This window comes from Nocardia sp. NPDC088792 (assembly GCF_044750615.1).
Classification (GTDB): Bacteria; Actinomycetota; Actinomycetes; order Mycobacteriales; family Mycobacteriaceae; genus Nocardia.
Genome location: NZ_JBIVKC010000002.1, coordinates 986,328 through 1,008,918, shown reverse-complemented (window position 1 = coordinate 1,008,918; position 22,591 = coordinate 986,328). Strand labels below are relative to the sequence as shown.

The 22,591-nt window shown below is 68.5% G+C and carries 24 protein-coding genes; 16 read left to right on the top strand and 8 right to left on the bottom strand.

The window, feature by feature from the left end; all coding sequences use genetic code 11:
• Positions 1 to 7 precede the first annotated feature (7 nt).
• The 8 genes from ACIP5Y_RS13835 (at position 8) to ACIP5Y_RS13800 (ending at position 7,826) form a co-directional block, all read left to right on the top strand.
• Entirely contained in the window at positions 8 to 499 is a 492-nt protein-coding gene (locus tag ACIP5Y_RS13835; RefSeq protein WP_400350128.1) for a general stress protein, read from the top strand.
• Between the two features lie 3 nt (positions 500 to 502).
• Complete coding sequence (locus ACIP5Y_RS13830) at positions 503 to 1,078, top strand: suppressor of fused domain protein (RefSeq protein ID WP_400350127.1); 576 nt, start codon at positions 503 to 505, stop codon at positions 1,076 to 1,078.
• A 125-nt stretch (positions 1,079 to 1,203) separates the two neighbouring features.
• Complete coding sequence (locus ACIP5Y_RS13825; RefSeq protein WP_400351270.1) at positions 1,204 to 2,058, top strand: PHP domain-containing protein; 855 nt, start codon at positions 1,204 to 1,206, stop codon at positions 2,056 to 2,058.
• Between the two features lie 10 nt (positions 2,059 to 2,068).
• On the top strand, positions 2,069 to 2,335 hold the full coding sequence (locus ACIP5Y_RS13820) for a hypothetical protein (RefSeq protein WP_400350126.1): 267 nt from the start codon (positions 2,069 to 2,071) through the stop codon (positions 2,333 to 2,335).
• A gap of 50 nt (positions 2,336 to 2,385) precedes the next feature.
• On the top strand, positions 2,386 to 3,954 hold the full coding sequence (locus tag ACIP5Y_RS13815) for an FAD-binding protein (protein WP_400350125.1): 1,569 nt from the start codon (positions 2,386 to 2,388) through the stop codon (positions 3,952 to 3,954).
• A gap of 523 nt (positions 3,955 to 4,477) precedes the next feature.
• Positions 4,478 to 5,686, top strand: coding sequence for an NADP-dependent malic enzyme (locus tag ACIP5Y_RS13810; RefSeq protein WP_400350123.1), 1,209 nt, complete (start codon positions 4,478 to 4,480; stop codon positions 5,684 to 5,686).
• A 290-nt stretch (positions 5,687 to 5,976) separates the two neighbouring features.
• Positions 5,977 to 7,170 carry a sensor histidine kinase gene (locus ACIP5Y_RS13805; protein ID WP_400350122.1) on the top strand — a complete coding sequence of 398 codons (1,194 nt, stop codon included), beginning with the start codon at positions 5,977 to 5,979 and terminating at the stop codon, positions 7,168 to 7,170.
• A complete protein-coding gene (locus tag ACIP5Y_RS13800; RefSeq protein ID WP_400350120.1) occupies positions 7,167 to 7,826 on the top strand; it encodes a response regulator in 660 nt (219 codons plus the stop codon). Before ACIP5Y_RS13805 ends, ACIP5Y_RS13800 begins: the two co-directional genes overlap by 4 nt.
• 230 nt (positions 7,827 to 8,056) lie before the next feature.
• Here ACIP5Y_RS13800 and ACIP5Y_RS13795 read toward each other — a convergent pair whose 3' ends face one another.
• The 7 genes from ACIP5Y_RS13795 to ACIP5Y_RS13765 form a co-directional block, all read right to left on the bottom strand.
• A complete protein-coding gene (locus tag ACIP5Y_RS13795; RefSeq protein WP_400350118.1) occupies positions 8,057 to 8,383 on the bottom strand; it encodes a hemophore-related protein in 327 nt (108 codons plus the stop codon).
• A gap of 124 nt (positions 8,384 to 8,507) precedes the next feature.
• Positions 8,508 to 9,884 carry a sensor histidine kinase gene (locus tag ACIP5Y_RS13790; RefSeq protein ID WP_400350116.1) on the bottom strand — a complete coding sequence of 459 codons (1,377 nt, stop codon included), beginning with the start codon at positions 9,882 to 9,884 and terminating at the stop codon, positions 8,508 to 8,510.
• Complete coding sequence (locus ACIP5Y_RS13785; RefSeq protein WP_400350114.1) at positions 9,881 to 10,555, bottom strand: response regulator transcription factor; 675 nt, start codon at positions 10,553 to 10,555, stop codon at positions 9,881 to 9,883. Before ACIP5Y_RS13785 ends, ACIP5Y_RS13790 begins: the two co-directional genes overlap by 4 nt.
• Positions 10,556 to 10,601: 46 nt before the next feature.
• Complete coding sequence (locus ACIP5Y_RS13780) at positions 10,602 to 11,282, bottom strand: ABC transporter permease (RefSeq protein ID WP_400350112.1); 681 nt, start codon at positions 11,280 to 11,282, stop codon at positions 10,602 to 10,604.
• Positions 11,279 to 11,965, bottom strand: a complete 687-nt coding sequence (locus ACIP5Y_RS13775) for an ABC transporter permease (protein ID WP_400350110.1) — start codon at positions 11,963 to 11,965, stop codon at positions 11,279 to 11,281. Before ACIP5Y_RS13775 ends, ACIP5Y_RS13780 begins: the two co-directional genes overlap by 4 nt.
• On the bottom strand, positions 11,962 to 13,110 hold the full coding sequence (locus tag ACIP5Y_RS13770) for an ABC transporter ATP-binding protein (protein ID WP_400350108.1): 1,149 nt from the start codon (positions 13,108 to 13,110) through the stop codon (positions 11,962 to 11,964). Before ACIP5Y_RS13770 ends, ACIP5Y_RS13775 begins: the two co-directional genes overlap by 4 nt.
• 32 nt (positions 13,111 to 13,142) lie before the next feature.
• Positions 13,143 to 14,039 carry an ABC transporter substrate-binding protein gene (locus ACIP5Y_RS13765; RefSeq protein WP_400351269.1) on the bottom strand — a complete coding sequence of 299 codons (897 nt, stop codon included), beginning with the start codon at positions 14,037 to 14,039 and terminating at the stop codon, positions 13,143 to 13,145.
• Between the two features lie 243 nt (positions 14,040 to 14,282).
• Between ACIP5Y_RS13765 and ACIP5Y_RS13760 the strand changes: the two genes are divergently transcribed.
• The 5 genes from ACIP5Y_RS13760 (at position 14,283) to ACIP5Y_RS13740 (ending at position 18,567) form a co-directional block, all read left to right on the top strand.
• The gene (locus tag ACIP5Y_RS13760; RefSeq protein ID WP_400350106.1) at positions 14,283 to 15,272 is read left to right on the top strand and encodes a glycine betaine ABC transporter substrate-binding protein; all 990 of its coding nucleotides are present in this window, start codon (positions 14,283 to 14,285) and stop codon (positions 15,270 to 15,272) included.
• A gap of 53 nt (positions 15,273 to 15,325) precedes the next feature.
• Entirely contained in the window at positions 15,326 to 16,060 is a 735-nt protein-coding gene (locus ACIP5Y_RS13755; protein ID WP_400350105.1) for a Crp/Fnr family transcriptional regulator, read from the top strand.
• Between the two features lie 113 nt (positions 16,061 to 16,173).
• Positions 16,174 to 16,341, top strand: coding sequence for a hypothetical protein (locus tag ACIP5Y_RS13750; protein WP_400350103.1), 168 nt, complete (start codon positions 16,174 to 16,176; stop codon positions 16,339 to 16,341).
• 89 nt (positions 16,342 to 16,430) lie between these two features.
• Positions 16,431 to 16,934, top strand: a complete 504-nt coding sequence (locus tag ACIP5Y_RS13745) for a hypothetical protein (protein WP_400350101.1) — start codon at positions 16,431 to 16,433, stop codon at positions 16,932 to 16,934.
• Between the two features lies 1 nt (position 16,935).
• Positions 16,936 to 18,567 (top strand): MFS transporter, encoded by a 1,632-nt coding sequence (locus tag ACIP5Y_RS13740; protein WP_400350099.1) that lies wholly within the window; start codon positions 16,936 to 16,938, stop codon positions 18,565 to 18,567.
• On the opposite strand, the gene ACIP5Y_RS13735 is transcribed toward ACIP5Y_RS13740, so the two are convergent.
• Positions 18,511 to 19,140, bottom strand: coding sequence for a TetR/AcrR family transcriptional regulator (locus tag ACIP5Y_RS13735; RefSeq protein ID WP_400350098.1), 630 nt, complete (start codon positions 19,138 to 19,140; stop codon positions 18,511 to 18,513). The two genes, ACIP5Y_RS13740 and ACIP5Y_RS13735, sit on opposite strands and share 57 nt — an antisense overlap.
• Before the next feature lie 87 nt (positions 19,141 to 19,227).
• Here ACIP5Y_RS13735 and ACIP5Y_RS13730 point away from each other — a divergent pair, with 87 nt between their 5' ends.
• The 3 genes from ACIP5Y_RS13730 to ACIP5Y_RS13720 are packed head-to-tail and all read left to right on the top strand — an operon-like array spanning position 19,228 to position 22,510.
• Positions 19,228 to 20,730 carry a flavin-containing monooxygenase gene (locus tag ACIP5Y_RS13730; protein ID WP_400350096.1) on the top strand — a complete coding sequence of 501 codons (1,503 nt, stop codon included), beginning with the start codon at positions 19,228 to 19,230 and terminating at the stop codon, positions 20,728 to 20,730.
• A gap of 25 nt (positions 20,731 to 20,755) precedes the next feature.
• Positions 20,756 to 21,586 (top strand): SDR family NAD(P)-dependent oxidoreductase, encoded by an 831-nt coding sequence (locus ACIP5Y_RS13725; protein WP_400350094.1) that lies wholly within the window; start codon positions 20,756 to 20,758, stop codon positions 21,584 to 21,586.
• Positions 21,587 to 21,595: 9 nt separating this feature from the next.
• Positions 21,596 to 22,510 (top strand): alpha/beta hydrolase, encoded by a 915-nt coding sequence (locus ACIP5Y_RS13720; protein ID WP_400350092.1) that lies wholly within the window; start codon positions 21,596 to 21,598, stop codon positions 22,508 to 22,510.
• Positions 22,511 to 22,591 lie beyond the last annotated feature (81 nt).

The following is a 22,591-nucleotide window of genomic DNA, read 5'->3' as shown; positions in this document are numbered from 1 at the left end:
TGGAGTCATGACGAATCCCATGGGGAACGCGAACCGGAACCGTCCGGGTCTGCCCACGCCGCCGTCGGGCTGGCCGATCGGCTCGTACCCGGCCTATGCGGAGGCGCAGCGGGCGGTGGATTACCTGGCCGACAACCAGTTCCCGGTGGAGGGCGTGACCATCGTCGGCGTCGACCTGATGCAGGTCGAGCGTGTGCTGTATCGCTTGACCTGGGGCAAAGTCATTGGCGGCGGCATGGTTTCGGGCGCCTGGCTGGGCCTGTTCCTGGGTCTGCTGCTGAGCCTGTTCACCTCCGGCGGCGCCTTCGGGCCGCTGATCGTGGGCTTGGTGGGCGGCATCATCTTCGGGCTCATCTCCGCGACGATTCCGTACGCCGCCACGCGCGGGCAGCGGGATTTCGCGTCCACCATGCAGTTGGTGGCGGGCCGATACGACGTGCTGTGCGATCCGAAGACGGCCGAGCAGGCGCGGGACATGCTGGCCCGGCTGGCCATCTGATCCATGGACGTGCTGGACAAGGTCCGGGCGGGCGTGCTCGGGCATTTCGGTGTGAATTCCGCGGATGTGGCGTCGGTGACCTTCCTGGGGCTGGAGCCGATCGACATCCTGCGTATCCCGGACGGTGAACTGGTCCATTATGTGACGCTGGGCGGCTCCCGGCATCCGATGACGGATCCGGCTGCGGCGCTGGCCGATCCGGTGCGCGGGCCGCGCGCGGAGCTGGTGCTGACGCTGCTCGGCGGGGTGGGCGCGGGCTCGGGCCTGACCCGGGCGCTGGGTGTGCTGGCGGCCGCGCCCGCGGTGGAAGGTGTTGTGCTGCAACCGGATGGGCTGCTGGATCTGGGGGAACCCCTGTGGTCCGGTGCGTCCTTCACGGCGGTATTGCTGGGCGCCGCCGATATTCCGGAGGTCGAGTTGCCGGAACCCGCTGAGCCCGTGCGGTTTCTGACGGTCACGCCGATCACCGCGACCGAGGCGGCGTGGGTGCGGGTGCGCGGGGCGTCGGCCTTGCGGGAGGCGTGGCGGGAGGCCGATATCGATATCTGCGATCCGGCTCGGGGCGCGGCCTCGCTCTAGCGCCGGCCCGGCCTCGCGACCCGACGAGAGGCACAGCCGCGACCCGACAAGAGCCACAGCCTCCGCGACATGACAAGAGGCACAGCCTCCGCGACATGACAAGAGGCACAGGCAAGATAGACGGTGTGCGCATCGATCTCCACACCCATTCCACCGCCTCGGACGGCACGGACACCCCGGCCGAGCTGATCGGCAAGGCCGCGGCCGCCGGTCTCGACGTGGTGGCTTTGACCGACCATGACACCACCGCCGGCTGGGCCGAGGCGGTCGAGGCGCTACCGCCGGGGCTGACGCTGGTGCGGGGCATGGAGATGTCGTGTGTGGGCGACGGGGATGACGGCTCGCCGGTCCCGGTGCACCTGCTGGCGTACCTGTTCGATCCGGCGGACGAGTCGTTCGCGCTGGAGCGGGAGCGCCTGCGGGCGGAGCGCATCGTGCGGCTGCGGTCCATGGCCGAGCAGATGGCCGCCGACGGCCTGCCGGTCGATCCCGACCGGGTGATGGCGTCGGCGGGCCCCTCGGCGGGCCGCCCGCATCTGGCGCGGGCGCTGGTCGAGGGCGGGGTGGTGCCGAGCGTGGACGCGGCCTTCCAGGATCTGCTCGCACCGCACGGCCGGTACTACGTGGAGAAGGCCGACACGCCGTTGCGGCGGGCCGTGGAGATGGTGGCGGCGGCGGGCGGGGTGAGCGTGGTGGCGCATGCGCGGGCCCGCAAGCGTGGCCGCCTGCTGGCCCTGGACCACATTCGGGAACTGGCCGAGCACGGTCTGGGCGGGCTCGAGGTGGACCACATCGATCACAGTCCCGAGGATCGCGCGGTGCTGGCGGGTCTGGCGGCCGAACTGGGTCTGCTGACGACCGGCTCGTCGGACTACCACGGCGCGAACAAGACCATCAGGCTCGGTGAATTCACCACCGATCCAACGCAATTCGAGGAAATAGTGGGCAAAGCGACGGGAGTGCCGGTGATCACCGCATGAGGCGGCCCGCATGAGGGTGCTGCGCGGGGTGAGCGGGGCGGTCGCGGGCGGGACGGTGGTACTGGCGCTGGTGGTGGCCGGGGCGGCGATCATGGGTTTGCGGCGGGGCTTCCCGGGGCCGGGCTGGGCGGATGCGGCGTGGCATGTGGCGGCGGCGATCGGGGTGGTGCTGGCCCAGGTTTATGCGGATCGGCATCGTGGTTTCCGGACTGTTTGTGGATGCGTGGTCGTTTTCGCAATAGCCGGATGTCTGCTGTGGGCGCAGTGGTGGAATTGAAATACGCATAACGGTTGCGAGCAGTTGAACTTTCGCCGAACATTTCGGATGTGTCCGAATTAGAGGCGGATGTGCTGGTGCTGGGTGGTGGCCCGGCCGGAGCGTGGGCGGCGCTCGCGGCGGCGGCGACCGGAGCCCGGGTGCTCGTGGTCGACAAGGCGCGCTGCGGCTGCAGCGGGCCCACCGCGCGTGGCAGCGTCACGCTGTGGAACATTCCGGCGGGCGCGGCGCGGGAGGAGGCCGTGCACCGGAACTTCGTCCTCAGCGGCGGCCTGGGCGACCCGGAATGGATGTACCGGGTGCTGGAGGAGACGCACCGGCGGGTCGGGCAACTCGTGCAGGGCGGCTTCCGCTTCCAAGGGGAACGCGCCGAGCGGCCCACGCGGGTCTATCTGGACGGCGCGAAATATCTGGGCCGGATGCGGCGCAGCCTGGTGGTCGCCGGGGTGCGGATTCTGGATCATCACCCCGCGCTGCAATTGGTGACCGATGGCGACGGCGTGGTGTCCGGCGCGTCGGGGGTCTCGCTGCGCGGCGGATTCCGCAACTGGACCGCGCGCGCCAAGGCGGTGGTGGTGGCCACCGGCGGCTGCGCCTTCCTGTCCGGCGGCGCCGGCACCGATGTGGACACCGGTGACGGGCTGCTCATGGGCGCGGAGGCCGGGGCCGAACTATCGGGCATGGAGTTCTCCAACGCGTATTCGCTGTCGCCCACGGCGAATTCGCTGCGGCCGATCGGTTCGCGCGGGCCCGTGGTGTTCGCCTCCGATCAGATCATGCACTTCGCGACCCTCTACGACGAATCCCTCGCGGTGCTGTGCGGGCACGGATCCGGTTCGCGCACACAGGCTTTCGCCGCCATCGCGGACGGCCGCCGGGTGTACGCGGCATTCGACGAGCTGCCCGAGGCGGTGCGCGCCGAACTGCTGCATCACGACGGCCCGAACCCGACCGGCCGGGTACCGCTGCGTGCCGTGCTGGAGGGCACCGTGCGCGGTACCGGCGGTCTGCGGTTGGCCGGAATGGATTGCGCGACAACGGTTCCCGGCCTGTACGGCGCCGGTGACGTCACCACTCGTGAGCCGGTCACCGGTGCGGTCAGTGGTTTCGGCGGGCAGAACGGCGCGTGGGCCATCTCGTCCGGCGTGTGGGCGGGTGCGGGCGCCGCGGCCTTCGCCGGTACCCGGCGCAAGCTCGCCAAGCCCCGGCCGGTGCCCGGTGCGGGACTGAGCGCCAAATCGCGGATCGATCCCCGGGCCGTCGTCGGCCTGGTCCAGGAGCACACGCTGCCGCTACGCCGCAGTTACTGGCGCAGTGACGGCAGCCTGCGCGACAGCATCGCCGAACTCGACGGCCTGTGGCCCGCTACCGAATTCGATCTCGGCGGCTCCGGAGCGGACCGCCTGCCGGCCCGCCAGGCCGCCGCCCTGCTGGCGGTGGCGCGCTGGACCAAGTATTCGGCCCTGGCGCGCACGGAGACGCGCGGCATGCACCGCCGCACCGATCATCCGGACGCGACCACCGATCTCCGCCTGCGGCTGCTCTCGGGTGGCGTGAACACGGTCTGGGTGCGCCCGGACCCCGTCGAGTCGGCCGCGCCCGAGGCCGCCCCGGCCTGACGGCGCCGCACCGGCGCGGGCGCAACCCTGCCTGACACCTCACCGCGGCCGGTGCGACCGTGTTGTGACAGTTCTCCGGAATGGCTCCCCGACAGGGGAGTTTCCGTTCATCTCTGCGTGATTCGTGTCGCCTACCCTTCGATGATGGTGCGGCGGCGAGACGGCCCGAGGGGCGATTTGGCACCCCGTCGCAGCTACTGGCAGAATGGTTCGATCCCGGCCGCAGCCACCGCCCGGCCTGGGAGACTCGGTGATCACGATCCGCGACTCGCGGGGTCGATCCGCATCACCCCGGCGACAGGACCCACCCGTCCGGTTCACGCTCGGCGAGCTGTGCCGCGCTACGCTTCTCCGCGATCCGTATTACTTTGTCCCGTAGCCACGATGTGGTGGCAAGGGTTTCACGGAAACGGTTCGTCGTGAGGTTGTCCGGCGCGCCCGAATAGAGCACTGAAACCCTAATTTCCTATTACCGAACGGTAACCGTCAAACGGTTGAGTCCGCACCGAGATGGAGTGAAATCGTGTCATCCGTGACTGAAGCAGTGAATGCCCCCACGGCCCCGTCCGCGAACCTGTCCGACATCACCACGGAAGAAATTTTCGCCGGTCATCTTGGCGGCAAGCTTTCGGTCGAACTCACCGCACCCCTGGACACCCAGCGCGACCTGTCCATCGCCTACACCCCGGGTGTGGCGCAGGTCTGCCGCGGCATCCACAAGGACGAGTCGCTGGCCAAGACCTACACCTGGGCCGAGCGCCTGGTGGTCGTCGTCTCCGACGGCACCGCGGTGCTGGGCCTCGGCGATATCGGCCCGCGCGCGTCGCTGCCGGTGATGGAGGGCAAGGCGGCGCTGTTCAAGAAGTTCGCCGGCCTGGACTCGATCCCGATCGTGCTGGACACCAAGGATGTCGACGAGATCGTCGAGACCCTGATCCGGCTGCGCCCGAGCTTCGGTGCGGTGAACCTGGAGGACATCTCCGCGCCGCGTTGTTTCGAGATCGAGAAGCGGGTCATCGAGGCCCTGGACTGCCCGGTCATGCACGACGATCAGCACGGCACCGCCATCGTGGTGCTGGCCGCCCTCAAGGGTGCGGCCGCGGTGCAGGGTCGTGACATGTCCGGTCTCAAGGTCGTGGTGTCGGGCGCCGGCGCGGCCGGTGTGGCGTGCACGAACATCCTGCTGGCCGCGGGTGTTTCGGACATCGTGGTGCTCGATTCGAAGGGCATCGTGAGCAAGGATCGCGGTGACCTCAATTCGGTGAAGGTCGAGTTGGCGCAGCGGTCCAACCCGCGCAACCTGACCGGCGGCGCGGCCGAGGCGCTGGCGGGCGCCGATGTGTTCCTGGGTCTTTCGGCGGGCACCATCGCCGAGGAGCTCATCGCCTCCATGGCGCCGGAGTCCATCGTGTTCGCCATGTCAAACCCGGATCCGGAGATCCACCCCGAGGTGGCGCGCAAGTACGCCGCCATCGTGGCGACCGGCCGCAGTGACTTCCCGAACCAGATCAACAATGTGCTGGCCTTCCCGGGCGTGTTCAAGGGCGCGCTGGACGCGGGCGCGCGCCGCATCACCGAGGGCATGAAGGTGGCTGCGGCCGAGGCGATCTTCGGTGTGGTGGCGCACGAGCTGTCCGTCGACAAGATCATCCCGAGTCCGCTGGACCCGCGGGTGGCGCCGGCCGTCGCCGAGGCGGTGGGCGCGGCTGCCCGCGCCGAGGGCGTCGCCTGATTTCTCGCTGATCCCGACTCGGCCCCCGCACGGAAATCCGTGCGGGGGCCGAGTTTTTCTGCGTGTCGTAGTCTTCCGGTCGGTCGGCGGTTAGTGCCGCGAGAAAATATATTTCGATCACGCTCGCTGGATTTCCGTATTAGGACATCGCGGACGAGTCACGCGAGTTCGGTGTAGTTCACCTTGATGAACATCCGGTCTCGAATGGGGAAGGCCGCACCGCAATTCGCATTCACGGAATCCGTGTCCCCCACACGGGGGAGCGGGGTCCCGCGAGGTACCGTCGCGCCATGGATGTCACCCGCTCGCTCGCCCGCCAATCCATGGTGGTGGCGGTGGCGGCGGCGCTGGTGGACGGCGCGCAGCTGGTCATGTGCGGGGCGTTCGGCGCGGGACCGGTGCTGGCGGCGGTACTGCTGATCGCGGTGGTGTGCGCGGATCTGGCCCTCGCGGCGGCGCCTTCGACGACGCTGGTGGTCACCGTGCTGCAGGTGGCCGTGAAGGTCTCGGCGGGCATCTTCGTATACGTGCACGGATTGCAGGCCCGCGTCTCGGATGTGGGCTTCCTGGTGGCCGGATATCGGGCGGGTGCGTGGCTGGCGGGCCTGCCGTCGGTGTCGGCCGTGGTGCTGCTGGCCGCCGGGGCGGCGGCGTCGAACGTGCTGATGGGCGGTCCGCCGTCGAAGGATTGGCGGCTGGTGCTCATGACGGTGGGCACGGGTGTGGTGCCCTGGCTGGTCGGCCGGTACACGGCGGCGCGCGGCGCCTACATCGCCGAGCTGGAGCAGCGGGAACGCTTGCGGCAGCAGGAGCATCGGGCCGCGCTGGATCGGGCGCTGACAGACGAGCGCGAGGCCATCGCCCGGGATCTGCACGATGTGATCACCCATCATGTGAGCGCCATCGGGATTCACGCGGGAGTGGCGCGAATGGCCTTGGGCCGCATCGATACCGACGCGGCGACGCGGTCCCTCACCGCGGTGGAGACCAGCAGCCGGGCCGCCATGGTGGATCTGCGGCGGCAGCTGGACCTGCTGCACGGGCGCGACCAGGCCGGGGAGCGGCAGCCCGGGTTGGCCGATATCGACGATCTGGTGCAGCGGGTACGGGATGCGGGATTGCCGGTGCGCGTGGAGTTCTCGGGCGAGCCGCCGGTGCTGCCGGAATCGCTGGACGTCATGCTCTACCGGGTCGTGCAGGAGATGCTCACCAATGCGCTGCGGCACGGGCTGGAACCGGCGCGGCTGGCCATCGGTTACGGGGCGACCCGGGTCGAGATCCGGGAGACCAATCCCGTTGCCGCAGGGGCCCCGGACGATGCCCCGGCGCGGAACGGCACCGTACCGCCGGGCGGTACCGTGCACCGTGGCCTGGAGGGTATCCGGCGGCGGGTCGAATTGTTCGGCGGCACCGTGGAGTACGGTGCCGGCCGGACCGGAAACAGCTGGGACATCCTGGTTTCGGTACCGATCGGAGCGGCATGAGCATTCGGATCCTGATCGCGGACGACCACACGGTTTTCCGTTCCGGCCTGCGCGCGGTGGTGGACGCGCATCCGGATCTGGAGTGCGTGGCGGAGGTCGGCGACGGCCGCGCGGCCATCGAGGCGGCGGCGCGCATGCGCCCGGATGTCGCGATCCTGGATGTGCGCATGCCGAAGCTGGACGGGCTGGCCGCCACGGAAGCCATTGTGGCGGCGGGTGGTACGCGGGTACTGGTGCTCACCACCTACGACAGTGAGGCGAACCTGTATCGCGCACTGTCGGCGGGAGCCAGCGGGTTCCTGCTGAAGAGCCTGCCGCCGGAGGAGCTGGTCGCCGCCATCCGGGTGGCGGTGCGTGGTGATGCGGTGATCGATCCGTCCATGACGCGGCGGCTGGCGTCGCGGCTGGCGGTCGGGATCGCCCCGCCGACCGAACCGCCCGAGCTGGAGCAGCTCACCGCACGCGAGCGGGAGGTGCTGCTACTGGTGGCGGACGCGCGCAGCAACAGTGAGATCGCGGCCGCGCTCGGCGTGGGGGAGGAGACGGTGAAAACGCATGTCTCCCGGGTACTTTCGAAGTTGTCCGTGCGGGATCGGATTCACGCGGTGGTGTACGCGCACCAGCACGGTCTGGTGAACGGCCCGGCGGACCGGTAGCGGCGGAGACGGGACCGGCGGGCATCGATCACGAAGATCGGTGCCCGCCGGTCGTTTCCGCGCACCCTCGGCTGCGAGGGCAGTCGCACCGGCGTGCCGAGCAGGCGAGGGGTGGCTCGGCAGGTGCGTCGCGGCGCCCGGGCGGGCGGTGGCCGGATCGGCCGCGGGCAGACCGGGTGAGCCGGGTCCGCCCGAGCAGGTCTGGGCCGGGGCAGCCCGCGAAGGCCGGGTTACTTGTGGCAGGCCTGGCGGAAGGTGATCAGGGAGGAGGCGGCGTCCCGCATGCCCTGCCATTCGTCCGGGTGGGCCTGCTTGTAGGACTGTCGTTCGGCCTTGCGCTGATCCTTCGGCAGGCCGTGGATCTTGACCAGTTCGGCCTGCAGGTCCGGGTGGGCGGCAAGGTAGGCCTGCACCTTCGGCTTGGCGTCGGCGCGTGCGGCGGCCCGCGCCGCCGGGCTGCAGTCCGGTGCGTCGGCGTTCGCCACGCCCGGCACGGCCAGGGCGATGGTGGCGATTCCGGCGGCGCCGGCCAGGACGGCGGCGATGGTGCGCTTCATTACTCACTCCTTCGTGACGGGGTTGTCCGCATCGAATCTGCCCGCGTCACCTGAAGATGCCCTGAAGCTGCGGGCTTCTTCAGCCGATCTTCAGCAATTGCCTGGCAATTGGCTGGGTCCCAGGTCAGAGCGGTTCCGTGGTGAGCGGGAGGCGGAGGACGAACAATGCGCCACCATGCCCGTTCCGGGGTTCCACGCAGGTGAGGTCGCCGCCGTGCGCGCGGGCCAGGCCGCGCGCGATGGACAGGCCGAGGCCGGAGCCGTCGGCGCGGTGGTCGCGGGCCTGATCCAGCCGGACCAGGCGGTCGAAGATGCGTTCGCGGTCGGCTTCCGGTACGCCGGGGCCGGTATCGGCCACGGCGAGTTCGGCGTGGTCGTCGTCGCTGGTGACGCGGATGGTGACGGCGCCGCCGTCGGTCATGGCCTGGCAGGCGTTGGAGAGCAGATTGAGCAGGATCTGGTTGAGGCGTTCGGCGTCGGCGATCACCGGGGCGGTGGTGCCGTCGAGCCGGAACTCGAGGTCCGGGTGCAGCATTCGCATGCGGTCCAGTTGCGCGGCGGCGAGGTCGTAGAGGCCGATGGGTTCGCGGCGCAGTTGCAGGCCGGAGTCGATGCGGGCCAGGTCGAGCAGGTCGTCGACGAGCCGCCCGGCGCGATGCGCCTCCCGCACCAGCAGCAGGTGCATGCGCTGGATCTCCTCCGGGTCGGCGTCGGCGGGTTGCTGCACCACGGCCTCGGCGAGGGCGCGGATGCCCGCGATGGGGGTGCGTAGTTCGTGTGCGGCGTCGCCGACGAAGCTGCGGATGCGTTGTTCGGAGGAGCGGGCGCGGGCCTCGGCCTGTTCGGCCTGGTGCAGCGCGGCGGCGGTGGTGTCGAGCGCGCCCTCCAGTTCGTCCAGCATTTCGTCGAATGCTTCTGCGGTGCGGCCCAATTCGGTATCGGTGCGGGAGGGGTTCAGTCGCTGTCCGCGACGGCCGCGGGCGATATCGCGGGCTACCCGGGTCATCCCGTCCAGGGGTGCGAGCGCGGTGCGCACGCCGATCCAGAGCGCCGCGGCGATCACTACTATGGCGGTCCCGGTGGCGGCGGCCAGCAGCCAGGTGAGCCGGCGCTGCACGCGGGTCAGCAGGGGTGTGTCGATCTGCAGCGTGAGTTTGGCGTGGTCGATTTCGCCCGGGCCGGTGAGCTGGATCCGGCGGGTCTTGACCGCGGTCTCGTCGGCGTGTTCGACGGACAGACTGCCGAAGGACCGATTGTCGGCGAGCACGAGCCGCGCCCGCACCGATCGGTTGTCCACTCGCTGGATCAGCTCGGCTGGTGAAATGTCTTCCTGTGCAAGCTGTCTCGCGAGCTGGATGCGATCGTTGAGCAGGGTGGTCTCACTGCGGTTCACCACCACCCCGAACAAGGTGTGCACGACGATCGCGACCAATACCAGCACCGCACCGGATACCGCTACCGATGTCCACGTGACGCGATGCCGCAGCGAAACCGTGTTCACCGGTCACCTATCCGCAGCGTGTACCCCAGCCCGCGCACGGTGTGCAGCAGCCGCGGCCCGTGCTCCTCCAGCTTGCGCCGCACCGCACTCACATTGACCTCGACCAGATTCGGGTCGAAATTCTCGTATCCCCAGACGGCCGTGAGAATCTGCGTCTTGGTCACCACTCGATCCCGATGCGCGGCGAGGTAGGCGAGCAGCTTGAATTCGGTGGCGGTCAAGGGAATCGGTGCCGTCCCCCGGTGCACGGTCCCGGTGTCCACGTCGATCTCCATGTCTCCCACCGTGATCCGCTGCTGCAACCGTCCCATCCGGCGCAGCAGCGCATCGATCCGCGCCACCAGCTCGACCAGCTCGAACGGCTTCACCACATAGTCATCGGACCCGGCGCGCAATCCTCGCACCCGATCCTCGACCCCGTCCCGAGCCGTCAGCATGACCACCCCGGCCGCCGACCGCGCCCGCACCGCCTCCAGCAGCGCGAACCCATCCCGTCCCGGCAGCATCACATCGAGCACAACCACATCCGGCCGGAACTGCGCGAGATCCTGTTCCAACTGCCCGCCGTGGGCCCGATCCAGTACCTCGTGCCCCGCGGCACTCAACCCCGCGGCGACCGCCGCCCGAATCGCTTCGGCGTCTTCGATGACAAGTATCCGTCCCGGCTGCACCTGGCCATTCTGCTGCGTCCGAGCTGAAGATTTCCTGAAGGTCGGGTCACCGGGAGCGGGCGAGCTGCAGACGGCCGGTCCCGGGCGCGCTCAGCCACACCGCGAACGCCAGCATGGTGTCGAGTGCCAGGGCGAGGGCGGCGACCAGGATGGCGCCCACCAGGACCTGGTCGTAGCGGTAGAGGCTGATGCCGTCGAAGATGTAGCGGCCCAGGCCGCCGAGGTTGGTGTAGGCGGCGATGGTGGCGGTGGCTATGACCTGGAGGGTGGCGGCACGGAGGCCGGTGAGCAGGACCGGGAGGGCGTTGGGGACTTCGACTCGGAGGAGGATCTGCCATTCCTTCATGCCCATCGCGCGGGAGGCGTCCACGACGGTCGGGTCGACGTTCGCGATGCCGGCGTAGGCGCCCGCCAGCAGTGGGGGGATGCCGACGGTGATGAGGGCCAGGATCGGGGGGAACAGGCCGAGGCCGAGGCCGAGCACCACGAAGGTCAGGACGCCCAGGGTGGGCAGGGCGCGCATGGCGTTGGCGAAGCCGACGATGAGGGCCGAGCCGCGGCGGGTGTGGCCGATCGGCAGGCCGATGGGCAGGGCGATGGCCGCCGAGAGCAGCACCGTGAGCAGGCTGTACCAGAGGTGTTCGAGTATCCGCTTGCCGATGCCGGTGGGGCCGGACCAGTTGCCCGCGGTGGTGAGGAAATGCCAGGCATCCACGAAAAGGTTCATGCCGCAGCGCCTTTCAGCCGCCGAGGGCCGAAACGCGACCAGGGGGCGCCGCCGGTGCGCAGCCACGGGGTGGCGAGGCGGCCGAGCAGGTACAGCAGCCGGTCCACGATCAGGGCCAGCACCAGGACCACGATGATGCCGGCCAGGATCTCGTCCGGATAGTCGCGCTGATAGCCCTGCGTGAACAGTTTGCCGAGCCCGCCCACGCCGATCACCGCGCCGACGGTCACCGTCGAGATATTGGTGACCGCCACGACCCGCAGGTTGGCGATGAAAACCGGGATGGCGAGCGGGAATTCGACGGTCAGCACGCGCCGCAGCCGGGTGAAGCCGATGGCGTCGGAAGCGTCCAGCACGGTGTCGGGCACCGAGTCCAGGGCGTTCGGGACGGCGGTCACCAGCAGGGCGACGGAGTAGACGGTCAGCGCGATCACGACATTCAGCGGATCGATGGTGGCGATGCCGACGATCGGCGGAATGATCACGAACAAGGCCAGCGAGGGAATTGTGTACGCGATGCTCGCGAGCGTGGTGGTGCCGCGCCGCAGCCAGCGCAGGCGGTGCGCCAGCGCGCCCAGCGGGACGGCGATGAGCAGTCCGATCAGCAGCGGCAGCAGCGCCAGATACAAATGGGTGCGGGTGTATCCCGCGATGGCGCCGAAGTTGTCGAGGAGATACTTCATCGGTCGGCTTCCTCGAAGAACGCGCGATTGCGTTGCTCGTCCTCGGCGGTGCGCTGCAGGGACAGCTGCTGCAGTACCTCGCGGGCCAGGACGCCGCCGATCACGGCGCCGGAATCATCCACGGCGACACCGATTTCCGACGGGGAGGAGATGGCGGAGTCCAGGGCCTGCCGCAGATCCCCGCCCGGCGGGAACAGTGATCCGCCCGCGGCGATGCTGTCGGCGAGCCGATGCCCGGCCCGCACGCCCTCCACGCCGGTGGTGTCGATCCAGCCCACCGGATGCTTCGAACCGTCCACGACCAGTCGCCATTCGCCCTTGTCCAAACGGATTCCGGGTACCTGTTCGGCGGTGATCAGCGGAAGCTCGTGCACGGGAACGGCTGCCGCGGGCCGGAAGGACAGTTCCCGATACCCGCGGTCGCGCCCCACGAATCCGGCCACGAAATCCGTTGCGGGCTGCGAGAGTACACGCTGCGGTAGATCGAACTGCTGGAGATATCCGCCGGGTCCGAACACGGCGAGCCGGTCGCCGAGTTTGATGGCCTCGTCGATGTCGTGGGTGACGAACACGATGGTCTTGTGCAGTTCCGCCTGCAGCCGCTGCATCTCGCTCTGCAGTTCGGCGCGTACCACCGGGTCGACCGCGCTGAAGGGTTCGTCCATGAGCAGGATGGGCGGGTCGGCGGCCAGCGCCCGGGCCACGCCCACGCGCTGCTGTTGCCCGCCGGACAGTTGCGCCGGATAGCGGGTGGCCAGACCGCGATCCAGGCCCACCCGATCCAGTACTTCGAGGGCGGCCGTGCGGGCCGCGCGCCGTGACCGTCCCTGCAGCACCGGCACCGTGGCGACATTGTCGACGACGGTGCGGTGCGGCAGCAGTCCGGCGTTCTGGATGACGTATCCGATGTTCAGCCGCAGCTTGACCGGGTCACCCTTGGAAATGTCCTGTCCGGCAACGGTGATGGCGCCCTCGGTGGGCGTGATCATGCGGTTGATCATGCGCATGGAGGTGGTCTTGCCGCAGCCGGACGGACCGACGAACACGGTGAACGAACCCGATTCGATGCGCAGGTTCAGATCGTGGACGGCGGTGGTGCCGTCCGGGTACGTCTTGGTGACATGGCTGAATTCGATGTCGGACACCGTGTTCCCCTCTTGCTCGGTTCCCCTCTTGCCTACGCGACCGGCTTGTCGAGTCCCTGTGCCTGCACCCACTGCTCGGCCGCTGCGGCCGGTTCGGTCTTGCTCGCGCCGGAGACGGCGGTGTTCAGCGAGATCAGTTCGGCGGTGGTGAGTTTCGCGGAGACGGCGTTCAGCACCTTGGTGAGCTTGTCGCTCTTCTTGGCGGTGTTGAACAGCGGCACCACCTGCTGGGCGGCGAAGTTGTGCTTGGGATCGGTCAGCACCACCAGGTTGTTCTGCGCGATGGCGGGGGAGGTGGTGAAGATATCGGCGGCCTGCACCTTGCCGTCGGTGAGGGCGCGCACGGTGGCGGGGCCGCCGCCGTCGTCGATCGGCACGAAGTCGGCGGCCGCGATGTCGAGGCCGTAGTTCTTCTTCAGGCCGGGCAGGCCGCCGGGGCGTCCGGTGAATTCGGGTGGGGCGGCGAGCTTCACGTCGGCCGAGTGCGGGGCGAGGTCGCCGATGCTGTGCAGGTTCCACTTGTCGGCGGTGGCCTTGGTGACCACGACCGCGTCGGAGTCCTCACCGGGCGCGGGGGTGGAGACGGCGAGCTGGTCGCCGAGCGCCTTGGTCAGGGCGGCGTCCACGTCGGCGGAGGAGGCGGCGGTGGCCGACTTGTCCAGGTACTGCAGCAGATTGCCGGTGTAGTCGGGGATCAGGTCGATGGCGCAGGACCGGACGGCCGGGATGTAGGCTTCGCGGCTGCCGATATTGAGTTTGGTGTCGATGCTGAATCCGTTGGCGCGCAGGGCTTCCGCGTACACGTCGGCGACGGTCTCGGATTCCGGGAAGTTGGCGGAGCCGACGGTGAGCTTATTGGTGTCACCGGAACAGGTGCCGCTGCCGCTGCTCAGCGGGTTGGAGCTGTTGCCGCAGGCGGTGAGCGCCATGGCGGCGGCCAGGGCGACGGAGGCCGCCAGGATCCGCAGCACGGTGCGGGCGGTGCGCCGGCCCTCGGTGCGCGTAGTGATGAGGTGGTGCACTGTCGTCCTTCCGAGCGGGGATGCCTTGCGGGTGCGCGCGGATGTACCCCGGCGGACCCAGTTGTCCATACTGCCTGTTCTGTCCCGTGTGCGCGGCTTACCGTGGGTCGGTTTCGCGTTTCCGAGCCGCGAGACGGCAGACTGTTGCGCGTGTTCGGCAGAACAGACCCTTTCGCGCGCACTGATCGCAATGTCCGGCGGACCGGCTCCGCGTGGTCGCGCCGCGCGCTGTCCGCGGTCGTATTGGCGACGGTCGCGGTGCTGTCCGCGGCGTGCGGCAGCGGCCAGTCCGGCCCGGTGCTGGCCGTCGGCGCGGGCGGCACTCCGCAATCCGATGTGCTGGCCGAGATCTACGCGCAAGCGCTGGCCCGCACCGGCGCCACCGCGGTCGTCAAAACCGGTATGGGCAATCGCAAGGACCTGCTCGCCGCGTTGGACGCCGACACCGTCGTCGCCACGGGCGACGTGAACGGCGACCTCCTCACCTACCTGGACCCCACTGCCACCGCCCGCAAACCCGACGGCGACACCCCCGCGGTCAGCGTCACCCGCGCCCTGAATGCCGCTCTCCCCGAGGGCCTCATCGTCTCCGACGCCGCCGACGGCACCGACCTCCGCCCCACGGTCGTCGCCCTCACCACCCGCACCACCGAATTCCCCGCCACCCTGAAGGATCTCGCTCCGCGCTGCGAAGACCTCACCTTCGGCATCTCCACCGCCCCCGCCCTGGACGCCATGCGCGCACCCCTCGACCTGGACCGTGACGTCCGCTCCCCCCTCGATTCGGTCTACGGCTGCAAGATCACCCACCCCGTCACCTACACCACCGACGCCGACCTCATGAAGGCCCTCGCCACCGGCGAAGTCCAACTGGGCGTCCTCTCCGGCCCCCCGTCCTTCCTCCCGGACGGCGGCGTGGACCTCACGCCTATCGCCGACTCCGACTACGCCTTCCGTGCGGCCAACGTGCTGGCGGTAATCCGCAAGGGCGCCCTGTCCGACACCCAGCTCCGCAAACTCGACTATGTGGCAGGCGAACTCACCACCCCCGACCTCGCCGACATGATCCACCAGGTCCGGGACAGCCACGCCATCCCCTCCTCCGTGGCCCGCACCTGGCTCGACGACCACGGCCTCTGACGGTCAGCCGGCGCGGCGGTTACTTTTGAAGGTGACTGCGTGCGGGGGGATTCATGATGCTGCCTGCTCTCGACGACTGGGCTTGGCCGGAGCGCACATTCATGGCTCGGCTGAGTCCCGCGTCCCGGCGTGACGTACTGAAACTGGGTACCCAGACGTTCTGCCCGCCCGGTCGGGTACTGATCCGGCAGGGGGACTTCGGGGAGACGGTCTACCTGCTGCGCTCGCGCGACCGGACCGTGTCGGCCTGCGCGAAGATCGCCTCGGAGACGGGCCGGCTCTTGGCGATTCGCGTCAGTGGGGAGGTGGTGGGGGAGCTCGGCGCGCTCACGCCGGCCAACCCGCGCTCCGCCACCGTCACCGTGTGCACCGCGACTATCGCGCACAGTATTCCGGGACCGGCCTTCCTGAGTTTCCTGAACACGCACCCCGACGGCTGGCAGATCCTGAGCCGCACCATCGCGGACCGGCTCGCGTGGTCGGATCTGCGGCGGCTCGATTTCGGCGAATGCTCGGTGCCGGTCCGGCTGGCGCGGCTGCTGGTGGAGTTCGCGGAGTCGTACGGGCGGCAGATCCTGGTCGAGCGGGATGGCCGCGGCAGGGCGGAGGTCTGCGAGATCACCGTGCAGCTCTCCTATGAGGAGCTGGGCAATCTGGTCGGCGCCGGGGTCGACGCGGTCGGGCTGGCCATGAAGGACATGCGCGCGGCGGGCCTGGCGTGCCTGCACAATCGCCACATCGTCGTCCATGACCTGCCGGGGCTACGCAACTTTGGGGGCCCTAACTGATTATTACGGCCATTTGATCGAAAGTTGCTGAAGGACCTGATTTTTCAGGCGAAGGCTGCTACGCCGGATGGCAATCTCGGGTTGCACCTCGACATCATCGGGAGGAGATCGAGATGATTACGTCCGAATCGCGAAACGGGTGGGTGGCGACCGATCGGCTGTATCGCGCGCTGGTTCGCGCGCACAGCCCGCTGGCCGCGGCGCTCATGGCCGCGTCGGTTACCGGGGAATGGCCGCACAGCTACGCCCACACCGAAGTCGTGGCGGTGGGACGACGGTAAGCCCGATCCAGGCCCAGCGGTCGGTAAGGGCGAGTAACCTGGGTTTTGTTGATCATTCATGCCGGTCTGTCACCAAGGGAGGACGGGGCATGTCGAGGTTCGTCGTATCCAAATCCCTTGCGGCCTGCGCACTTACGGTGCCGCTGTTGGCCGCTTGCGGGGTTTCGGCCAAGGAGCCGGAGACCACGCACAACACCACCCTCGCCACCACCGCGCAGAGTGCTTCGGCGGCTGCGATCACCGATGCCTATCAGCGGTTCTTCGACGGTGGCACCAATGCGGATCAGAAGATCGCGCTGCTGGAGAACGGGCAGGCGTTCGCGGATACCATTCGGGGGCAGGCGAATTCGCCTATCGCGAAGGGGACGAAGGCCACCGTGTCCAGCGTGAAGGATGCGGGGCCGAACAATGCGGACGTGGTGTTCACCGTGTCGCTGAACGGGACTCCCGCGCTGCAGGATCAGCCGGGCAGTGCCGTGAAGGTGTCCGGGAGCTGGAAGGTGGCGGCGTCCACCTTCTGCGCCCTGCTCAGTCTGGAGACGCAGGGTAAACCGCCCGCACCCTGCTCTGCTTCGACCACACCGACCAGCTGACATGCGGGTCGCAGGGTTGGGCCGCGGCTCGGAGACGGGGGCGCAGCGGTCGGGGATCGCGCTGGCCACCGTCACCGCGGTGCTGTTCGTGACGTTTCTGGACACCACGATCGTCAGTGTCACGCTGGGGAATGTGCAGTCGGATCTGCATGCGGGCGTGGTGTCGCTGCAGTGGGTGGTGAACGCGTACACGCTGGTGTTCGCCAGCCTCATGTTGACGGCCGGATCGCTCGGCGACCGCTGGGGGCGTAAACGGGTGATGATCGCCGGGCTGGCGGTGTTCGCGGCGGGATCGGTGCTGTCGGCGCTGGCGCCGACCGTCGCGGTGCTGATCGCCGGCCGCGCGGTCATGGGGCTGGGGGCGGCGGCCTCGGAACCCGGCACGCTGTCGGTGATCCGGCACGTGTACCCGGACCGGGCGCAGCGGGCGCGCGCCTTGGGGGCGTGGGCGGCGGTGTCGGGGCTGGCGCTGGCGATGGGACCGGTGATCGGCGGCCTGCTGGTCGGGGCGTTCAACTGGCGGTCGATCTTCTGGTTCAATCTCGCGGTCGGCGTCGTGGTGCTGGCGGCCGCGCTGCGCTATGTGCCGGAATCCGCCGACCCGCAGCCGGGTCCGGTGGATCTGCTCGGATTCCTTTCGGGTTCGGCGTTTCTCGCGTGCGTGATCTTCGCGGGCATTTCGGGCGAGACGGTGGGATACGGCGCGGTCTCGGTGATCACCTTGTTCGTGATCGGCGGCGTCGCGTTCCTGATCTTCCTGTTCGCCGAGTTCCGGGCGCGCAACCCCATGTTCGACTTCCATTACCTGAAACGCCCGATGGTGCGCAGCGCGTTGATCGTGGCGTTCGCCGTCTACTTCGGGATCTTCTCGATCTTCTTCTTCACGGCGCTGTATCTGCAAGAGGTGGTGGGCTATTCGGGCTGGCGTACCGCGGCGGTGTTCGCGCCCATGGCGATCGCCATCATCGTGGGATCGCTGTTCGCGGGTTTCTGGGTGGCGCTGCGTGGTTCGCGCACGCCCATGATCACCGGGTGCGTGCTCGGTGCGGGCGGGATCCTGCTGACGCGGGCAATGCTCGGTGTGTCACCGGATTTCGGCCCGCTGTCGCTATCGCTCATGCTGGCCGGACTGGGTTTCGGTATCGCGGTGGTGCCGTTGACGTCCGCGGTGCTGTCGGGTGTCCCGCCCGAGCATTCGGGTATGGCCGCGGCAGCGACGAATACGATGCGCCAGGTCGGCGCGGTGGTGGGCGTCGCGGCGCTGGGTTCGCTGGTGAATTCCTTCCTGAATGCCGATCTGGGCACCAGGTTGAATCAGCTCGGCGTGCCGTCGAGTTTCCAGGCGCTGGTCATCAATGCCATCGAGACGGGTCAGGTGCCCAATGGCGGTGATGCCGCCGCGTCGGCGACGTTCGGCCCGATCGTCAACAAGGTCATCAATGCCACCTATGCCGCGTTCCATCGGGGTCTCGATGTGGCGCTGCTGGTTTCGGCGATCATGATGCTGGCCGCGGCCGTCATCACCGTGGTCTCGTCCCGCGGCGACCGTTCGGGCTACGAGTTCGAGGCCCGCGCCTCAGGGCCGGAGCAGAGCGGTCGCGAGGTCGGCGTTGAGAGCCAGGGCCGGGAGTGAGTCGACGAGCATGTCGACGAGTTGTTCACGGCTGACGGGTTCTTCGCGCAGCCAGGTGAGTACGACCTCCTCGACGAAGGCGATCCATCCGCGCACGGCGAGCGCCAGCCGGGGCCGGTCCGGGTCGTCCGCGGGGATGGGGGCTTCGGCGAGGATGCGGTCGGCGGTCGCGCTGCGCGCATCGGCGACGAGTTCGGCCATCTCGGGCCGTGCGCTCACGGGCCCGCGCAGCAGCGCGTAGTACCCGAAGCTGTTCTGGCTCACATAGTCGATGTACCGCTCGACGGAGTCGCGCAGCATGGCGTACAGGTCGAGCCCGCGGTCGGGTGCGGTGCGTTCCAGGAAGTCGGCATTGGCCTGCCGCACGATGGCCAGCTGGAAGTCCTGTTTGGTGGGGAAGTAGTGGAAGAGCAGTCCGCGGGAGATGCCGGCGCGGTCGGCGATCTCGGTGATGGAGATGTCGTCGAGTTCGCGTTCGCGCAGCATGTCGACGCCGAGTGTGATCAACTGCTCGCGGCGCTGTTCGGGGGTGAGGCGAACGCGCTTGCCCCCGGCATCCGGTCTGCTGCTCACGCTGCGCTCCTTGGTCATCTGCCCAATCTTACTGAACGCGAGTCAATACTGTTGACTCCTGCTCAATAAGACCCTAGGCTCGATTGTATGAGTCGCAAGGTTACAGACAAAGCTGTCGGCAACCAGCCTGCCCGGCACTCCCACATCGTGATCGTCGGCAGCGGGTTCTCGGGGCTGGGTCTGGCCATCCGCCTGAGCAAACAGGGCCGCAACGACTACCTCGTGCTGGAGCGCGGGAAGGATGTCGGCGGCACCTGGCGCGACAACACCTATCCCGGCGCGGCCTGCGACGTGCCCTCACAGCTGTACTCGTACTCGTTCGCCCTGAACCCGGACTGGTCGCGCTCGTTCTCCAAGCAGCCGGAGATCCAGCGCTACATCCAGGGCGTCGCCGACAAGTACGGCGTCCGCGACAAGCACATCTTCGACTGCGATATGACCGGCGCGACCTGGAACGCCGAGACCTCGCAGTGGGAGATCCGGACCAGCCAGGGCCCGTTCACCGCGGACATCCTGGTCTCCGCCGTCGGCGCCCTCTGCGAGCCGAACCTGCCGGATATCAAGGGCATCAACGACTTCCAGGGCGAGATCTTCCACTCCGCCCGCTGGAACCACGACTCCGACCTCACCGGCAAGCGCGTCGCCGTCATCGGCACCGGCGCCTCCGCCATCCAGATCGTCCCGAACATCGCCGCCCAGGTCGCGCACCTGGACGTCTACCAGCGCACCGCGCCCTGGCTGCTGCCGCGCATGGACCGCCCCTACCTCGCCCCGGAAAAGCTGGCGTTCAAATACATTCCGGGCGTGCAGGCCCTCTCCCGCGCCGCCATCTACGCGGCCCGCGAGACCCAGGTGGTGGGCCTGGCCAAATTCCCGCCCGCCATGCGCATCCTCGAAACCATCGCGCGCGCCAAACTGTTCGCCGAGGTGCGGGATCCGGAACTGCGCCGCAAGGTCACCCCGAACTTCCGCATCGGCTGCAAGCGCATGCTCATCTCCAACGACTACTACCCGGCCCTGAGCCGCGACAATGTCGATGTCGTCACCGACGGCATCCAGGAGATCACGCCCGGCTCGATCGTCACCAAGGACGGCACCGAGCGCGAGATCGACGCCATCATCGTGGCCACCGGCTTCCACGTCACCGATTCCCCGGTGTACGACACCGTTTCCGGCCGCGACGGCCGCACCCTCGCCGAGGTCTTCGACGCGGTCGGCCAGCAGGGTTACAAGGGCGCGGCCATCCGCAACTACCCGAACATGTTCTTCATGCTGGGCCCGAACGTGGGCCTGGGCCACACCTCGATGGTGTACATGATCGAATCGCAGATCAACTACATCGCCGACGCCATCGACCAGTTCGACAAGCTGAACCTGCGCACCGTCGAGGTCCGCCAGGACGCGCAGGACGCCTTCAATGCCGAACTGCAGCGCAAGCTTCAGGGCGCGGTATGGTCCACCGGCGGCTGCGCCTCCTGGTACCTCGACAAGCACGGCAACAACACCACACTGTGGCCGGATTTCACCTTCCGATTCCGGAGCCTGCTCGAGAAATTCGATGTATCGGCCTATCAAACCGTTTCGGCCTGACCCGACCAATCAGAAAGTGGTAACCGTGAGCAACGATGCTTACTTCAAGGACAAGGTCTGCGTGATCACCGGCGCCGGCTCCGGCATCGGGCGCGCCCTGGCGGAGAACCTGGCCCGCCGCGGCGCCAAGCTCGCGCTCTCCGACATCGACACCGAGGGCCTCGCGGAAACCGTGCGGCGCTGCGAAAAGTACGGCGTCGAGATCAAATCCGATCGCCTGAACGTCGCCGAACGGGAATCCGTGCTGCTCTACGCCGACGAGGTGAAGAAGCATTTCGGCAAGGTCAACCAGATCTACAACAATGCCGGCATCGCCCACCACGGCACCGTGCTCGATACCCAGTTCAAGGACATCGAGCGCATCATGGACGTCGACTTCTGGGGAGTCGTCAACGGCACCAAGGCCTTCCTGCCGTACCTGATCGAATCCGGTTCGGGGCATGTCGTGAACATCTCCAGCCTCTTCGGCCTGATCGCCGTTCCGAGCCAGAGCGCCTACAACGCGGCGAAATTCGCGGTGCGCGGGTTCACCGAGGCGCTGCGCCAGGAAATGATCATGAGCGGCAAGCCGGTCCAGGTCACCTGCGTGCACCCCGGCGGCATCAAGACGGCCGTCGCCCGCAATGCCACCGTCACCGACGGCCTGGATCAGAAGAACCTGGCCGCGCTCTTCGACAGCAAGCTGGCCATGCACACCCCGGAGATGGCCGCGCAGACCATCACCGAGGGCGTCCGCAAGGGTCACGGCCGCGTGCTGATCGGCTGGGAGGCAAAGGCTCTCGACCTGTTCGTGCGCACCACCGCCTCCTACTATCAGCGCATCGCCGCCGTGGTGCAGCAGCGCATCCTGCCGTAAGGACCGGTCATGGTACAGCTGACACTGCCCCTGCCGCTCGCGCGCACCGTACTGGGGCCGGTGTTCCGGGTAATGCTCAACAGCCGGTTGCCGTTCCCGGTGCAGCGGGCCCTGATGAACGCGGGCGCGGTCGCGCAGGGCGGCCCGCGCGGCCTGCACCTGCAGCGTGTCCGGCTGGGCGGTCGCCCGGCGGAACGCGTCACGGTCGGCCCGGTTTCCGATTCCGCCACCGTGCTGTACCTGCACGGTGGCGGCTACACGGTCGGCTCGCCGGCCACGCATCGCGGGCTTGCGGGTTATCTGTCCCGCGAAACCGGTTGTCCCGTACAGGTTCTGGACTATCGGCTGGCGCCCGAACATCCGTTCCCGGCGGCCCTCGAGGACGCCGAGGCCGCCTTCCTGGAGCTGGTGGCCTTCGGCTACCGGCCGGAACGCATTGCGGTGGCCGGTGATTCGGCGGGCGGCGGACTCTCCGTCGCGCTCGCCGAAAAGCTCAGGGACGTCCACGGTTTCGTGCCCGCGGCGCTCGGCCTGATCGCGCCGTGGACCGATCCCAACGAAATCCCGGAGCGGGACAGCGATCTCGTCCTCACCAGGCCCTGGTCGCGGGCCTGCGCCGCCGCCTACCTGGGTGACGGCGACTCCTACGACACCGGGTACGCGCCCGGACTCGCGGATCTGCGCGGGCTGCCGCCCACATATGTGCAGGCCGATGTGGACGAACTGCTGCACGGCCAGTGCACCCGGTTCGTCGCGAAACTGCGTGCGGCCGGGGTGCCGGTGCAGTTCAGTGAGACCGAGGGCCTCTGGCATGTCGCCCAATTGCAGGCTGCCCTCATCGGCCCTGCCGCCGAGGTGACGAAGGAACTGGGAGGTTTCCTTCGACAGGCTCTTCGACCTGCGCAAACTCGGTCAATAGGATAGAGGGGGAAACTATCGCCGGGCCGCCCGCGCACCTGTTCGGGCGGTCCGCCGGGAGTTGGCTGTGAGCGTGGCGTAAATTAC

Coding starts and splice junctions, on each gene's coding strand:
- ACIP5Y_RS13765 (WP_400351269.1), bottom strand. CDS start 14,039: ATGGCGCTCACCGCCTGCGGCAACAGCTCCAACCCGCTGAGCAGCGGC.
- ACIP5Y_RS13750 (WP_400350103.1), top strand. CDS start 16,174: ATGATTACGTCCGAATCGCGAAACGGGTGGGTGGCGACCGATCGGCTG.
- ACIP5Y_RS13745 (WP_400350101.1), top strand. CDS start 16,431: ATGTCGAGGTTCGTCGTATCCAAATCCCTTGCGGCCTGCGCACTTACG.
- ACIP5Y_RS13720 (WP_400350092.1), top strand. CDS start 21,596: ATGGTACAGCTGACACTGCCCCTGCCGCTCGCGCGCACCGTACTGGGG.
- ACIP5Y_RS13795 (WP_400350118.1), bottom strand. CDS start 8,383: ATGAAGCGCACCATCGCCGCCGTCCTGGCCGGCGCCGCCGGAATCGCC.
- ACIP5Y_RS13780 (WP_400350112.1), bottom strand. CDS start 11,282: ATGAACCTTTTCGTGGATGCCTGGCATTTCCTCACCACCGCGGGCAAC.
- ACIP5Y_RS13820 (WP_400350126.1), top strand. CDS start 2,069: ATGAGGGTGCTGCGCGGGGTGAGCGGGGCGGTCGCGGGCGGGACGGTG.
- ACIP5Y_RS13835 (WP_400350128.1), top strand. CDS start 8: ATGACGAATCCCATGGGGAACGCGAACCGGAACCGTCCGGGTCTGCCC.
- ACIP5Y_RS13800 (WP_400350120.1), top strand. CDS start 7,167: ATGAGCATTCGGATCCTGATCGCGGACGACCACACGGTTTTCCGTTCC.
- ACIP5Y_RS13830 (WP_400350127.1), top strand. CDS start 503: ATGGACGTGCTGGACAAGGTCCGGGCGGGCGTGCTCGGGCATTTCGGT.
- ACIP5Y_RS13755 (WP_400350105.1), top strand. CDS start 15,326: ATGATGCTGCCTGCTCTCGACGACTGGGCTTGGCCGGAGCGCACATTC.
- ACIP5Y_RS13740 (WP_400350099.1), top strand. CDS start 16,936: ATGCGGGTCGCAGGGTTGGGCCGCGGCTCGGAGACGGGGGCGCAGCGG.
- ACIP5Y_RS13775 (WP_400350110.1), bottom strand. CDS start 11,965: ATGAAGTATCTCCTCGACAACTTCGGCGCCATCGCGGGATACACCCGC.
- ACIP5Y_RS13730 (WP_400350096.1), top strand. CDS start 19,228: ATGAGTCGCAAGGTTACAGACAAAGCTGTCGGCAACCAGCCTGCCCGG.
- ACIP5Y_RS13805 (WP_400350122.1), top strand. CDS start 5,977: ATGGATGTCACCCGCTCGCTCGCCCGCCAATCCATGGTGGTGGCGGTG.